The organism is Streptomyces sp. NPDC086777, assembly GCF_040702065.1.
Taxonomy (GTDB): Bacteria; Actinomycetota; Actinomycetes; order Streptomycetales; family Streptomycetaceae; genus Streptomyces.
In genome coordinates this window covers 153514-166845 of the sequence record NZ_JBFBJI010000009.1, presented here as the reverse complement: position 1 = coordinate 166845, position 13332 = coordinate 153514, and the positions used below count along the sequence as shown (strand labels likewise).

At 70.7% G+C, this 13332-nt stretch carries 16 protein-coding genes; 15 read left to right on the top strand and 1 reads right to left on the bottom strand.

Going from position 1 to position 13332, the window contains the following annotated elements:
- Positions 1 to 197: 197 nt before the first annotated feature.
- From AB0472_RS15490 to AB0472_RS15455, 8 genes are all read left to right on the top strand, one after another.
- Positions 198 to 2417 (top strand): phage minor capsid protein, encoded by a 2220-nt coding sequence (locus AB0472_RS15490; protein ID WP_366356793.1) that lies wholly within the window; start codon positions 198 to 200, stop codon positions 2415 to 2417.
- Between the two features lie 4 nt (positions 2418 to 2421).
- Positions 2422 to 2586: an Rmf/CrpP fold protein gene (locus tag AB0472_RS15485; RefSeq protein ID WP_366356791.1), complete on the top strand. Its 165-nt coding sequence runs from the start codon at positions 2422 to 2424 to the stop codon at positions 2584 to 2586.
- Positions 2587 to 2688: 102 nt separating this feature from the next.
- Entirely contained in the window at positions 2689 to 3336 is a 648-nt protein-coding gene (locus AB0472_RS15480) for a hypothetical protein (protein WP_366356789.1), read from the top strand.
- Positions 3337 to 3357: 21 nt separating this feature from the next.
- On the top strand, positions 3358 to 4362 hold the full coding sequence (locus AB0472_RS15475; protein WP_366356787.1) for a major capsid protein: 1005 nt from the start codon (positions 3358 to 3360) through the stop codon (positions 4360 to 4362).
- 13 nt (positions 4363 to 4375) lie between these two features.
- The gene (locus tag AB0472_RS15470) at positions 4376 to 4612 is read left to right on the top strand and encodes a hypothetical protein (protein ID WP_366356785.1); all 237 of its coding nucleotides are present in this window, start codon (positions 4376 to 4378) and stop codon (positions 4610 to 4612) included.
- Positions 4613 to 4615: 3 nt separating this feature from the next.
- Complete coding sequence (locus AB0472_RS15465) at positions 4616 to 4996, top strand: hypothetical protein (protein WP_366356783.1); 381 nt, start codon at positions 4616 to 4618, stop codon at positions 4994 to 4996.
- Positions 4993 to 5310 (top strand): hypothetical protein, encoded by a 318-nt coding sequence (locus AB0472_RS15460; RefSeq protein ID WP_366356781.1) that lies wholly within the window; start codon positions 4993 to 4995, stop codon positions 5308 to 5310. Before AB0472_RS15465 ends, AB0472_RS15460 begins: the two co-directional genes overlap by 4 nt.
- Complete coding sequence (locus AB0472_RS15455) at positions 5307 to 5657, top strand: hypothetical protein (RefSeq protein WP_366356779.1); 351 nt, start codon at positions 5307 to 5309, stop codon at positions 5655 to 5657. The genes AB0472_RS15460 and AB0472_RS15455 overlap by 4 nt, the downstream gene beginning before the upstream one ends.
- Here the strand turns inward: AB0472_RS15455 and AB0472_RS15450 are convergent.
- On the bottom strand, positions 5654 to 6217 hold the full coding sequence (locus tag AB0472_RS15450) for an HNH endonuclease signature motif containing protein (RefSeq protein WP_366356777.1): 564 nt from the start codon (positions 6215 to 6217) through the stop codon (positions 5654 to 5656). The two genes, AB0472_RS15455 and AB0472_RS15450, sit on opposite strands and share 4 nt — an antisense overlap.
- 37 nt (positions 6218 to 6254) lie before the next feature.
- Here AB0472_RS15450 and AB0472_RS15445 point away from each other — a divergent pair, with 37 nt between their 5' ends.
- From AB0472_RS15445 to AB0472_RS15415, 7 genes are all read left to right on the top strand, one after another.
- Complete coding sequence (locus tag AB0472_RS15445; protein WP_366356775.1) at positions 6255 to 6677, top strand: minor capsid protein; 423 nt, start codon at positions 6255 to 6257, stop codon at positions 6675 to 6677.
- Between the two features lie 11 nt (positions 6678 to 6688).
- Positions 6689 to 7162 carry a hypothetical protein gene (locus tag AB0472_RS15440; RefSeq protein ID WP_366356773.1) on the top strand — a complete coding sequence of 158 codons (474 nt, stop codon included), beginning with the start codon at positions 6689 to 6691 and terminating at the stop codon, positions 7160 to 7162.
- Positions 7159 to 7629: a hypothetical protein gene (locus AB0472_RS15435; protein WP_366356772.1), complete on the top strand. Its 471-nt coding sequence runs from the start codon at positions 7159 to 7161 to the stop codon at positions 7627 to 7629. The genes AB0472_RS15440 and AB0472_RS15435 overlap by 4 nt, the downstream gene beginning before the upstream one ends.
- A gap of 257 nt (positions 7630 to 7886) precedes the next feature.
- Positions 7887 to 10286, top strand: coding sequence for a phage tail tape measure protein (locus AB0472_RS15430; protein WP_366356770.1), 2400 nt, complete (start codon positions 7887 to 7889; stop codon positions 10284 to 10286).
- Between the two features lie 2 nt (positions 10287 to 10288).
- Positions 10289 to 11170, top strand: coding sequence for a hypothetical protein (locus AB0472_RS15425; protein WP_366356768.1), 882 nt, complete (start codon positions 10289 to 10291; stop codon positions 11168 to 11170).
- Between the two features lie 13 nt (positions 11171 to 11183).
- The gene (locus AB0472_RS15420) at positions 11184 to 12236 is read left to right on the top strand and encodes a hypothetical protein (protein WP_366356767.1); all 1053 of its coding nucleotides are present in this window, start codon (positions 11184 to 11186) and stop codon (positions 12234 to 12236) included.
- Complete coding sequence (locus tag AB0472_RS15415) at positions 12236 to 13330, top strand: hypothetical protein (protein WP_366356970.1); 1095 nt, start codon at positions 12236 to 12238, stop codon at positions 13328 to 13330. The genes AB0472_RS15420 and AB0472_RS15415 overlap by 1 nt, the downstream gene beginning before the upstream one ends.
- Positions 13331 to 13332 lie beyond the last annotated feature (2 nt).

Sequence of the window (13332 nt, the reverse complement as noted above, 5' to 3'; positions counted from 1 at the left end):
GTGACGGAAGCAAGCATATGCGGTCGAGGGGGAGTTGGGGGGGCACGCGAACACATACCCCGCGTGCTCTATTTCCTAAATGCCCCAGATTTGTCGTCGCGACGGCCCGGCGAGTCTCGGTGAGTCTCGGTGAGTCCCGGTGAATTTCAGCGCGTCTCGAAACTCGCCCCTGTGACCAGCACCACACAGGGGGGTAAGTGCCGATCCATCCGGGCATGGTCGAAGACCTCGCCGAAACCACCCGCAACCTGTACGCCGCCGCCGAGGAACGGCTGTTGGGCGTCATCGCCCGACAGCTCGCCGACGGCCTCGACGCCCCGGGGTGGGTCGAGCGAAAGCTCGCCGCCGTTCAGGCCGTGCGCCGCGCCGCACAGGCCGTTGTCGACGAACTCGGCAAGGCCGTCAGCCTCGACGTGTTCGACGCCGTCGCCGAGGCGTACAACACCGGACACCGCGCCGCGGTCGCCGAACTCGGCGCCCTGTCCGACGAGTCCCGCCGCCTGGTCGACGAGGTCACCCCGAACGCGCAGGCCGTCGACCGCCTCGCACAAGAAACCGTCGACCGGCTCACCTCGACGCACCGCTCGATTCTCCGGGCGGTCGACGACCAGTACCGGACGGTCGTCGCCGAGGTCACCGCCACGCCCCTACTGGGGACCGGCACCCGTCGGGAGGCGACGCAGGACGCCATGCGCCGATTCGCTGACCGCGGTATCGCGTCGTTCACGGACCGCGCCGGGCGCCGTTGGCAGCTCACCTCTTACGCGGAGATGGCCGTACGGACGTCCGTCGGCCGCGCCGCGACGGAGGCGCACGCGCGCACGCTCGCCGAGGCCGGCGTCGACCTGGTCATCGTCTCCGACTCCCCGCGCGAGTGCCCGCTCTGCCGCCCATGGGAACGCAAGGTGTTGACCGTGGGCGGGGCGGACGGCGAGCGCACGGTCGAGGCCGAGCACGCCGTCGAGGACGGCCGCACGGTCCGGGTGAGCGTCGCCGGCTCACTCGACGAGGCCCGTCGCGCAGGGCTGCAACACCCCAACTGCCGCCACTCTGTGAGCGCCTACACCCCCGGCATCACCCCTGTGGAGAACGCGACCAGCGACCCCGCCGGGTACGAGGCAGGGCAGCGACAGCGGAAGATCGAGCGGAACATCAGGCGATGGAAGAACCGCGAGGCCGCCGCCGTCACCCCCGAGGCGCAGCGCGCCGCCCGCGCCAAGGTTCGGCAGTGGCAGGGCGCCATGCGCGACCACCTCGCCGCACACCCCGACCTGCGCCGGTTGCGGCACCGCGAGCAGCCGGGCGCCTCGAACCTCCCCGCCCCGCGCACCGAGCCGACCGCGCAGCAGGTCGACGCCGCGCGCGTGTGGTCGGGCGACGACCGGTCGATACGGGAGATGCGCGACGACCAGCTCGCCGGCGCCGAGGGTTCCCGCCTGCTCGACGACCGCGCCCGCGCGAGGATCGAGGCCGAGGCCAACCGCCGCGACCTCGACGACCTGCTCGACCGGGTACGGCCCGGCGGGCACCTCGCCGACGACCTGCTCGCGTTCAGCGACAACGACCTCGCCCGCGCGTTCCCGCACCTCGACGACGGCGACGCACTGCGCGTCATGGCGGAGATGGACCGCCGCGACACCGCCGCCCGGCTTCCGGGCGTACGGGGCGACCTGGTCGGCCTGTCCGACCATGACCTCGCCGCCCGCGCCCGCCTCGCCGGGCCGGACGAACGCGCCGCCCTCGACGCCGAGGCCAACCGCCGCGCCCTGCTCGCGAGGTACTTCCCCGGCGGGAACCTCGCCGCGGATCTCTCGGACGTGGGCGACGACGCCCTCGCGTGGTGCATGCAGTACGCCACCAACGGCGAACTACTGCGGATCGCCGCCGAGATGGACCGTCGCGACGCCGTCGAACTGCCGCCGCCCGCCGTGACCGGCAACGCCGTTGACGACCTGCTCGCCGACCGCGACGCCCTCGCCGAAGCGATGGACCCCGCCCCGGACCCGGAGACGTGGGGCGCCCTCGCCGACGACGACGCGTTCGCCGAGGAGTTGGCCGCCGCCATCGCCGCCGACGCCGCCAAGGGCGTGACCGAGGAGACGGCCCGCCGGGTCACCCGCGCCGAGGCCCGCGCCATGTACGAGGAGTACGTCTATCGGCAGTACCTCGCCGCCGAGCACGCCTGTAACGGGTACCTGCTCAACAAGAAGGCCCAGGCCGCCGGGATCAATCCGGCTGAACTCTTCTCCGGTCCGGCTCGAATCGCGTACGCGCGGGCGAGCGACGAACTGAAAGAGTGGTGGGCCGAGCACGGCCGGCTGACACAGGCCGAGTTCATCGAGCAGGTCACCGGCCGCGAACAGCGTTGGGCGACCGGCGCCCGCAAGAACGAGTCCGACCAGCAGAACAAGAGGTGAGCACGTGGGAACGCGTGAGGACATCGTGCGGGCCGTCACGGAAGGCGCCGAGGCCGGACGCCGCGGCGACGACGTGAGGACGTGCCCGTACCCCCTCGACTCCCTGCTGAGCACGGCATGGATCAAGGGCTACGCCCGCGAGCGCCCCGCGACGGCCGCCGCCGAGTAACCCACCGACCCCACCACCCCGAGGGGGCCCGCCCGCGCGGGCCCCCTTTCGCATGCCCGGACGCCCGCGCCGAGCGGGCCCGACCGCACCAGGAGTGCACCCATGACGACCCCGGCCCCGTCCTCGACCGCGCCGAGCGGACAGCCGCAGGGCGACCCCGGCAACCAGCCGGGCGGACAGACCCCCGCCGCGCCCGCGCCCGCGCCCGCGCCGACCACACCGCCCGCGCCGCCGGTACCGCCCGCCGCGCCGCAGCAGCCGACCACTCCGCCCGCCCTGCCCCCCGCCCCGACCCCCGCGCCCGCGCCCGCGCCGGAAGCGGCGCCCGCCGCCCCTGCAGTACCCGCGCCGGCCCCCGCCGAGCAGCAGCCGGCACCGGTCGCGCCGCCGGTCGAGGGCGACATCAGCCGTCTGCCTCAGTGGGCACAGCGCGCCATCACCGACAGCCAGACCGCCGCGCGCACGGCCGCCGTACAGACCGCCGTGTACCGCGCCGCGCCCGCCGCGGGCGCCGACCCGCTCGCCCTGCTCGACTCCGTGTCGTTCCGGGCCGCAGTCGAGGCGATCGATCCGAACGACTCCGCCGCACTCACGGCAGCGATCACCGCCGCCGTCACGGCGAACCCCCGCCTCGGCGTCGCCACGGCGCAAGGACCGGCCCGAGGCGGCGCCGAGTTCAACGGGCCGCCGACCGGCGACAAGCGCCCGGCCACCCTCGCCGACGCCATCGCCGCCCGTTTCAGCAGCTAACCGCAGACAGGAGCAGCCCCCATGCCCGTAACCCTCGACGAGGCCAAGAACAACGCCACCGATGACGTTGACGTGCAGGTCATCGACGAGTTCCGCAAGGAATCCGTCCTGCTCGACTCGCTCGTCTTCAACGACGTCGTGAACCCCGCCGGCGACGGCGACACCCTCACCTACACGTACCGCCGGCTGATCACCCAGCCCACGGCCGCGTTCCGGAAGCTGAACACCGAGTACACCCCGAGCGAGGTCAAGACGCAGCGATACAGCGTCGACCTCGCCGTACTCGGCGGATCGTTCGAGGTCGACCGGGTCATCGCCCGTATCGGCCCGGCAGCGTCCAACGCGGTCACGCTGAACATGACGCAGAAGATCAAGGCCGCCCGGACCACCTTCCAGGACGCCGTTATCAACGGCGACCAGGCCACGAACGAGGACTCGTTCGACGGCCTCGACAAGGCCCTCGCCGGATCGTCCACCGAGTTCCGCCTCGGCACGGTGACCGACTGGACCGACTTCGACACCGACCCGCGCGCCGAACAGAAGGCCCTCGACATCCTCGACGAGTGGCTGTCACTGCTCGACGGCGCCCCGTCCCTGGTCATCGGCAACAGCACCGCGCTTGCCCGCGTGCGCGCCCTCGCCCGCCGCGCCGGCCAATACACCCGCGACCCGGTCGACGGCCTGATCGGCGCCAACGGCCGCCCGATCGTGCGCGAGAGCTACGGCGGGATCACCTTCGTGGACCCCGGGGAGAAGGCGGGCAGTTCCGCGCCGATCATCCCCATCGAGAACCGCACCGTGGGCGGCACCGCCGCGACCGGCCTCACGGACCTGTACGCGGTGCGGATCGGCCTCGACGGTTTCCACGGCGTGGCCACCGTGGGCGGGCAGCTGGTGAACACGTGGCTCCCCGACTTCTCCGCCGCCGGCGCCGTGAAGAAGGGCGAGGTCGAAATGGGCCCGATCGGCGTCGTCCTCAAGGCCACCAAGGCCGCATCCGTCTTCCGCAACATCAAGGTCAGGTGACCCCGTGTACCAGGTGACCACTCCCGTGAAGGAGTTCAACGGCCAGGTGGCCGGCGTGTGGTTCGTCAACGGCGAGGCCACCACCGACAGCGAGGGCGCCGTCGCCTACTTCCGGCGCCACGGCTACGACGTGACCCCGCTCGACGCCGAGCCGGACCACGACGGGCCGCCGGGCGATTCCGGCACGACCAGCCCCGACGGCCCGCAGGCGACCAAGCCCGCGGGCCGTTCCCGTACCGCCAAGGGGTGAGCCGTGGGCCGTGTCTACGCCACCCCCGAACAGGTGTGGACCGGCCAGCCCCCGGCGAACGCCGACCGGCTGCTCGTCCGGGCGTCCGAGGACATCGACGATGCCCTGTTGACGGCCGTCTACCGCACCGACAGCGCGGGCATGCCGACCGATCCCAAGGTCGTGACCGCCCTCACCGAGGCCGTGCGCGCCCAGATCGAGTATTGGGCCGCGACTGGCGACGACGGCACGGGCGCGGCCGGCCGATGGGACAGCGTCTCTATCGGCCTCGTGTCCCTGTCCGGACGCAAGGACCCGCCCGCCGCCGCGGGCGACGTCGACCTCGCGCCCCGCGCGCACCGCGCCCTCACGCGCGCCGGACTGCTGCCGGGGGTTATCTGGTGAACGTCCCCGAGTGGCTGCTCGTCCACCGGATCACCATCGAGCCGTACCTCGGCGACAGCGCGTACGGCCCGACGTACGGCCCGCCGGTCGCCGATGTCCGCGCCCTGGTCGCCGAGACCATCAAGACCGTGCGCGACCCCCAGGGGCGCGAGGTCACATCCACCGCGCAGATCATCGCCGCCCCCGACCTCGACTGTCCGGCCGAGTCCCGGATCACGCTCCCCACCGGCCGCACCACCAAGGCGATCAGAATCGCCCGCCACACCGCGCCGGGTCTGCCGGTCCCCGCCTGCACGGAGGTGAGCGCCGAGTGACCGCCCGCGCCCGCCTCACATGGAGCGGCGCCGCCGCACTGCGCGGCACCCGCGCCGGCGCCATCCGAGGTCTGCGGCTCGCCGCCGAACACGTCCTCGAACGCGCCCGCGCCCGCGTGCCGATCGAAGAGGGCACCCTCGAACGCTCCGGCATCGCCTCGGTCGACGAGACCCAGCTCGCGGCCGCAGTCAGCTTCGACACCCCGTACGCGATCAGGCAGCACGAGGAACTGAACTACCGCCACGACGCGGGCCGGACCGCGAAATACCTCGAAGGGCCGTTGACGGACGAAGCCGGCACGGTCGCCGAGATCATCGCCACGCAGGTTCGGCGGGCACTGCGCTAGATCGGTTCTGCGTCGACGACGCGCCCAATCAGGCTGCACCCCTTGTCAGTAAGGCTTACTGAGGTCACCCCGCCCTTTTCAAAGAGGCCGGGCAGATCATCACCAAGAGTGACGATGCCGTCATCGAGAAGGTTCGAGAGCAGCCACCACATATCGGTGTGAATCCTCATACTCCCGAGCGAGACCACCCGGCCTTCCCGGAATTCATCCAACGTCACGCCTGGGTGAAGATGTTTGCGCCGAAATTCTTCCCAATTCTGAGCACACACCTTGAGGAACTGCCGCTCGGTATCGCTATAGCGACTGTTCAAGATCTCAAGGTTCGCCTTGTACTGAAGCATCGCCTTCCGGTCGATCTCGCCTCGATCGAATCGCCTGTGACAGGTCGGACAGAGCGCGATCAGGTTGTCGAACGTGTGCTCTTGCACCTTGGTCCACGGCTCGATGTGAGCCAGGTCTACTGGAGTCTGGCGGCACGTGGCAATCGCACAACGATGTCCCGCCTCGACAAGTACCGCACGCTTTAGCTCCATTGGGATCTTCGGTCGATCTTCAGCCATGCCGCCGAGCATAAGCAGCCCCTAGGACATCAAGCCCATGAGTTACACCGTCGACCTGCTCGACGGCCTCGCCCACCACCTCGACGGCCTCGGCCTGGTCGACTACGACCCGACCGGCACGGCCGGCGATCTGTTCGTCGAGACGATGCCGCCCGCGCCCGACGCCGCCGTGTCCCTCGCGCTGTACGACGGGCCCGCTCCCGAGTCCCGCGACGACGCCGAGCAGCGCCGGCTACAGGTGCGCGTGCGCGGCGGGCCCGACCCGCGCGTCTCCCGCAACCGCGCCGAGGCCCTGTACCGCGCGCTGCACGGCCTCGCCGGCGTGCAGCTGCCCGACGGGACATGGCTCACGCTCGCCGCCGCCCGCGGCACCCCCGCCCCGATGGGCGCCGACAGCACCGGCCGTCATGAGCACGTCGTGAACTTCGACCTCGACGTCTCCGGCCCCGCACCCACGTAAGGAGTTCCCGCATGGCCAGCACCAGCCGGCCCATTGACGCCCGCGGATGGCTGTTCGAGGTCGAGGACGCGAACGCGACCACCGACACGTGGCTTCCCCTCGCCGGCGTGAACACGTTCACGCACTCCCCCGGGGAGAACGAGGAAACCGTCGACACGACCGTGTTCGAGAGCGACGGCCAGTACGAACAGGACGTCATGCAGCGCGGCGCGTCCCTGTCCGTCGAGGGTCAGTACCGCATCGACAAGACCACCAAGGCGCAGGACCCCGGACAGGCGTACATCGACCACGTGTGGACGAACCGCCTCGGGTTCGAGTCCCGCAACCGGATCAGGTGGCGGCACGAGACACAGACGCAGTGGGTCGTGTGGGAAGCCACCGTGACGCCCGGCGAGCAGGGCGGAGGCAACAACGACAAGACGTCATGGTCGGCCGTCATGACCAGGTGCGGCGCCCCGACCACGGAACCGGTGGTGACCACGTGACCGAGCACGACCTCGACCTCGACGACGAGCAGCAGCTCGCCGACGCGGCGGGCGCGGCAGACTTCGACGCGTTTTTCGCCGAGGAGTCCGCCACCCGCCCGCGGCAGACCCTGACCCTGTTCGGCAGCACGTACACGCTTCCCGAGTCCCTGCCGCTCATGTTCACGTTGCAGATGGAGCGCGTACAGCACTCCAGCGACGCCGACGACGTGCGGAAGATGCTCGCCACTCTCTACGGCGCCGACGTCCTCGATACGTGGGCCGAACACGGGATGACCGACCGGCAACTCGGCGTCGTGCTGATTTACTCGGCCGCCAACATCCGCCGCCCCGGCAGCTGCACCATGCAGCGCGCCGCCCAGCTGTACGAGCAGCAGGAAGCGGGAAAAGCCACCGCGCCGAACAGGGCGCAGCGCAGGGCCCCGAAGAAGACGAAGAAGGGGCGGAGTTCTGGCAAGCGGTCCTGACCCACTGGACCGCCGTCGAGGGCGACCTCGCCCGCGAGTACAACCTCGCCGCCCGTGACCTCGCCGCCCTGTCCACCCGCCGGTTCCTCGCCCTGCTCGCCGGTCTGCCGGGCGAGTCCCGGTTCGCCCGCGCCTGGTCGCGCACTCCCCGCAAGGTGACCAACCCCGCCGAGATCGCCGCTATCACCGGCATCCCCGCCGCGTAGCCGCACGGCCGGCGACCGCGCCGGATGACCCCCGACGGGAGGTGATCCGGCGTGGCCCTCACCGTCGGCGAACTGCTCGCCACGATCGAGGTCGACGACCGCCCGGCCGCCGCGGGCATGCAGCGCACCGAGGACCGGATGCGCGCGACCGGCCTACGGCTTGTCACCGACGCCGACAGCGCCGGCCAGCAGGCCGGCGACGCGATCGGCGAGGGCATGGCCGACGGGAGCGACGACGCCGCCGGCGCGGGCGCCGACGCGTTGAAGGCGTTCGGGTGGGCCGCCGTCGGCGCCGGTATCGGCGCCGCCCTCATGACCGGCGTGGGGCAGGCCCTCGAACAGAGCAAGATCCGCGGCACGCTACAGGCCCAACTCGGCACGACCGCGCCCGTGGCCAAGAAGTACGGCGAGGCCGCCGGCGACCTGTACGCCGGGGCGATCGTCGACTCGGTCGAGGAAGGCGTCGAGGCCATCAAGGGCATCGCCCGAAACGGCCTGCTGCCCCCGGAAGCGACACAGACCCAGGTCGAGACCCTGGGAAAGCAGGTAGCCGACACCGCCGCCGTCATGGGCGAGGACGTCGGAAAGGTAACCCGCGCCGTCGGAACGATGCTGAAGACCGGCATTGCCGATTCCGCAGAGGAAGCCCTCGACGTATTGGTCAAGGGCACGCAGAACGGCGTGAACGTCGCCGAGGATCTGCTCGACACGTACGCGGAATATCCGACGCAGTTCCGCGACCTCGGCCTCGACGCGAAGACGTCCATGGGCATTCTGCAACAGGGGTTGCAGGGCGGTGCGCGCGACGCCGATATCGTCGCCGACGCACTAAAAGAACTGAATATCAGGGTCAAGGATGGAAGCGGCGCCGCAGGGCTTAAAGCACTCGGCCTGAACGCCGACCAGATGGCCGCGGCATTCGCCAAGGGCGGGCCGCAGGCAAAGGCGGCACTGGACACCATCGCCGACCGGCTACGGGCGGTAAAGGATCCCACCGAGCGTTTCCGGCTGTCACAGCAGCTGCTCGGCACGCAGTCCGAAGACCTGTCGCGTGCCCTGATGAACATCGACCCGAGCAGCGCGGTAAACGCCCTCGGCAAGGTCAAGGGCGCCACCGACGCCGCGGGCGACGCGATGCGCGACAACGCGGCGACCAAGTTCGAGATGTTCAAGCGCGGCGCCATGCAGGCGCTCGTGAACGTCATGGGCGACTACGTCGTACCGGCCCTGACGACCGGCGCCGACTACGCCCTCAAGTTCGGCAAGGGCGTTGCCACCGCGGCCGGTTTCGTCTCCGACCACTCCACGGCGTTCACGGCCGCCGCCGTTCTCATCACCACGTTCTTTCTGCCGACGCTGGTCGCACTCGCCGCACAGGCATGGACCACATCGACGGCAGTCGTCGCCGGCTGGATCGCCCAGAGCACCGCCGGCGCGGGCGCCACCGCGTCATTCCTCGCCGCGAACGCGACGATCCTCGCCGGCTGGATCGCCCAGGGTGCCGCCGCGGTCGCCACTGCTGCGAGCGTGGTCGGCGCGTGGATCGCCATGGGCGTACAGGCCACGATTCAGGCCGCGCGCATGGCCGCGGCGTGGATCGTGTCCATGCTCCCGGTCGCCCTGGTGATCGCCGCCGTCGTTGGCCTGGTCGCGCTGATCGTCGCCAACTGGGATTCGATCGTCAAATACACCACGTTGGCGTGGGACTGGATTTGGAACAAGATCAAGTCAATTGGTCAGTTCCTGCTAGACCTGTTCCTGAAATGGACGATCGTCGGCATCATCATTTCACATTGGGACGCCATAAAGACCGGCACTCTGAATGTCTGGAATGCCGTCGCGGCGTTCGCCAAGACCCTGCCTCAGAAGCTGATCAACTTCTTTTTGAACTGGACTCTTCCGGGCCTGATTCTCAAACACTGGCAGAGCATCAAAGACGGCACAGTCACCAAGGCGACGGAACTTGTCAATTGGGTGCGGGGACTTCCGGGAAAGATATCGTCTGCCCTCGGGAGCCTGAAAACCCTTCTCTACGACAAGGGAACCGATCTGGTTCGCGGCCTGCTCAAGGGCGTTCAGTCGATGGGCAGTTGGCTGAGATCTCAGCTGATCTCTTTCGCGAAAGAGATGATTCCGGGGCCGATTGCAAAGGCACTCGGAATCGGTAGCCCTTCCAAGGTGATGGCGCGCGAGGTCGGCCGTTGGATTCCCGCCGGCGTCGTCGCCGGTATCCGCTCCGGACAGGGCGCCCTCGACCGCGTCATGTCCACGCTGGTCACTCCGCCCGCCGTTCCCGCCCTCGCGGGCACGGGCGCGGGCGGGTACGGCTCGCCGTTCGCCGCCGCCTCGACGGCCCCGGCCGTGCACGTCGAGCACTGGCACGCCGCCGAGAACGGCACCCCCGACGACAACGCCCGCGCGCTCGCGTGGCTGGCCAAGGCGAGGGGGTGACCGTGGCCGCTGGTGACCAGGTGACCCGCCCCGGGCATGTCCAGTACGGCGACCTGCTGCTCGGCCCCGGCACCCCCTACGGGTGGCGTTCGATCGGGGGTTGGGAGGAGCTTCCCGCCCTCGACTCCGGGACCGTGGCGCGGTCCGACGCACACGGCGCGTTCCCTGGCCGGCTGCTCGCACAGGCCCGCACGGTCACCCTCGACGGCCTGCTCGTCCGGGCCCCGCGCGCCACGATCGGCGCGGTGGTCGCCGCCCTCAACGCCGGCACAGTGCCGGTCGAGGACGAGCGCCCGCTCGTCGTGTGGCTCGACGAGCGCGGGCCCCTGCTCGCCTACGCCCGCGCCACCCGGCGGGCGATCCCTGCCGGCCTTGGGTACCGCCTCGGCACCATCGCCGGCGGGGCGATCGAGTGGCAGGCCACCGACCCACGCCGGTACGAACTCGCCGAACGCACCGTGTCGGCGACCCTGCCCGTGTCCGAGGCCGGTCTGTCGTGGCCGCTGTCGTGGCCGCTCCCGTTCGGCAACCCAGGCAGTACGGGCGCCATGTCGACGACGAATGTTGGTGACGCCGAGACCCACCCCGTTGTGGAGTTCCGGGGCCCGGTGACCCGCCCGTCGTTGACCAGCCTCGCCACGGGCGACGCGATCGAGTACGACATGCCGCTCGCCGCCGGCGACGTGCTCAGCGTCGACACCCTCGCCGGGACGGTCGTCCTCAACGGCACGGCGTCGCGGATCTACACCGCGACATCCCGCTCGGTGCCCGAGCAGACGTTCACGCTCGCGCCCGGCACCTCTTCCCTGATCTTCCGCGCGGCGCCCGGCAGCAACGACCCGACGGCGTCGGCGACCGTGCGCTACCGCTCGGCCTACTGGTAAGGAGAACCCCACCGTGACCGTGCGTTCCGCATGGCTGCTGCCGCTCACGCAGACTCGCGAGGACACCCGCCTTACGCCGGTCGGCACGTTCGCGCCCGAGTCCGAGATGCGCACCCGCGACGGCGTGATCGCCGGCGGGAACCCGTTCGCCGCGACCGGCGCCGGGGCGATGTCCCTACAGATCGGAGTCGGCCGCGCCCAGGTACAGGGCACCGACGCCCAGGGCGCCTACCCCGTGTCGGTCGACGCCCCCGTAACCCTCACGTTCGCCGACGGCGAGGCGCAGTTCGCCCGTATCGACTCCGTCGCCCTGCGCGTGTACGACCAGCTGTTCGACCAGGCCGGACAGAACCTCGCCACCGTCGAGATCATCCGCGGCACGGGGTCGGCCACCCCGACCGCGCCGAGCATGCCCTCGGCCTGTCTGCGTCTGTGGGACGTGACCGTACCCGCCGGCGCCTCGGCGGGCGTGGGCGGTATCAGCTGGTCATCAGCCCTCGCCGACCGGCGCCGCTTCACCTCCGCCTACGGCGGGATCATCCCGCGCGGGTACGGCCTCGCCTTCAACGGGGCGTACGACGGCCAGTACCGCGACAACGGCGCCGGCCTCGACCGCTGGGACGCCGCGGCCGGAGTGTGGGAGCAGTACCCCGCTACCCCGACCCGTCCCATCTCGACCGCGCAGGCCGCCGACCCGCCGCTCAACCAGACCGGCGCGTTCGTCGACTTCACCGCCGCCGCCTGGCCGCGTATCACCTTTACCGTGCCCCCGTCCGGCGCCGTGTTCATCACCGTCGGGGGACAGGTGTCCAACCGCAACACCACCGCCGCCACGGCATGGATGACGTGGCGGGCGACCGGCGCCTACACCGAGGCCCACGGCGGAGCGAACGGGATCAGCGCGCAGGCCGGCCGTGTCGTCGCCTCGCGCCGTGTCTACCGCTTCGGCCTCACTCCGGGCGGTCAGGTGACGCTCATTCCCGGTTGGAACATCAGCAGCGGCAGCAGCACCGGCACCGACGTGTTCGTACGCGACGGTCAGCTCACCGTGGAGTTCGTCCAGTGATCGCGCCGCCGTACCGGCTGCTGTTCTGTGATCTGCGCTCCGACCAGCTGCTCGACGCACTGCCCGTACAGGGCGTCGCCCTCGACGACTACATAGGGAAAACCGGCCGCCTGACCGGTACCGTGCCGATTCCCAACCGCGCCATCGCCGAGCGGGCCCGGCGGGCGATCGTGCCCGGCAGAACGGCCGTGTGGGTCGAACGCGGGCGCGAAATCTGGTGGGGCGGAATCCTGTGGACCCTCGCCCTCGCCTCGGACGCCCGCGGGTTCCTCGGCGCGCAGATTCAGGCCGGCGGGTGGGAGTCGTACCTGTACCGCCGACTGCTGTACGACACGCAGACCGCCGAGCAGGTCGACCAACTCGACATCGCGCGCGGCATGGTCGACTACGTGCAGAACACCCCCGGCGGGAACATCGGGGTCACGTACGACACCGACCTGTCCGGCGTGCTGCGCGACCGCACGTACCTGCGCTACGACCTCCCGACCATCGGCGACCTGCTCGACGACCTCGCCGCCGTCGAGGACGGGTTCGAGTGGCGCATCGCATCGTTCCGCGACGCCGACGGCCGCCGCGTGAAACAGCTTCAACTCGGACACCCCGTCATCCGCGCGGGCGCCGCCGAGGTCGTACTCGACCACCCCGGACCGGTCCTGTCCTACACGTGGCCGGTCGACGCCACCGGCAAGGCGAACGCGTGGCAGTCCCGCGGCGCCAGCATCAACAGCAACCAGGCGCAGGACAGTTACCCGCTCACCTCGCCCGTACTGGTCGACGACGCCGATATCGCCGCCGGCTGGCCGCGTCTCGACGGCAGCAGCGACTACACCACCGTTGAACAACAGGCCACCCTCGACGCGCACGCCCGCGCCGACTGGACCGCCGCCCGCAACCCCGTGCAGATACCCGAGGTCGAGGTCTTGCTCGGCGGCACCATCACGCCGGCCCTGCTCGGCGCCACGGTCCGACTCCGCATCCGCGACCTGTGGCACCCCGACACCCTCGACGCCCGGTACCGCGTCGTCGGCCTGTCCATCACCCCGCCCGAGCGAGGCCGCCCCGAGACGGCCCGCCTGTACCTGGAGGTTCCCTGACC

Bases quoted from the DNA above. Each gene is read 5' to 3' on its own strand.
- AB0472_RS15480 (WP_366356789.1), top strand. From the start codon at position 2,689: ATGACGACCCCGGCCCCGTCCTCGACCGCGCCGAGCGGACAGCCGCAG.
- AB0472_RS15475 (WP_366356787.1), top strand. From the start codon at position 3,358: ATGCCCGTAACCCTCGACGAGGCCAAGAACAACGCCACCGATGACGTT.
- AB0472_RS15450 (WP_366356777.1), bottom strand. From the start codon at position 6,217: ATGGCTGAAGATCGACCGAAGATCCCAATGGAGCTAAAGCGTGCGGTA.
- AB0472_RS15445 (WP_366356775.1), top strand. From the start codon at position 6,255: ATGAGTTACACCGTCGACCTGCTCGACGGCCTCGCCCACCACCTCGAC.
- AB0472_RS15440 (WP_366356773.1), top strand. From the start codon at position 6,689: ATGGCCAGCACCAGCCGGCCCATTGACGCCCGCGGATGGCTGTTCGAG.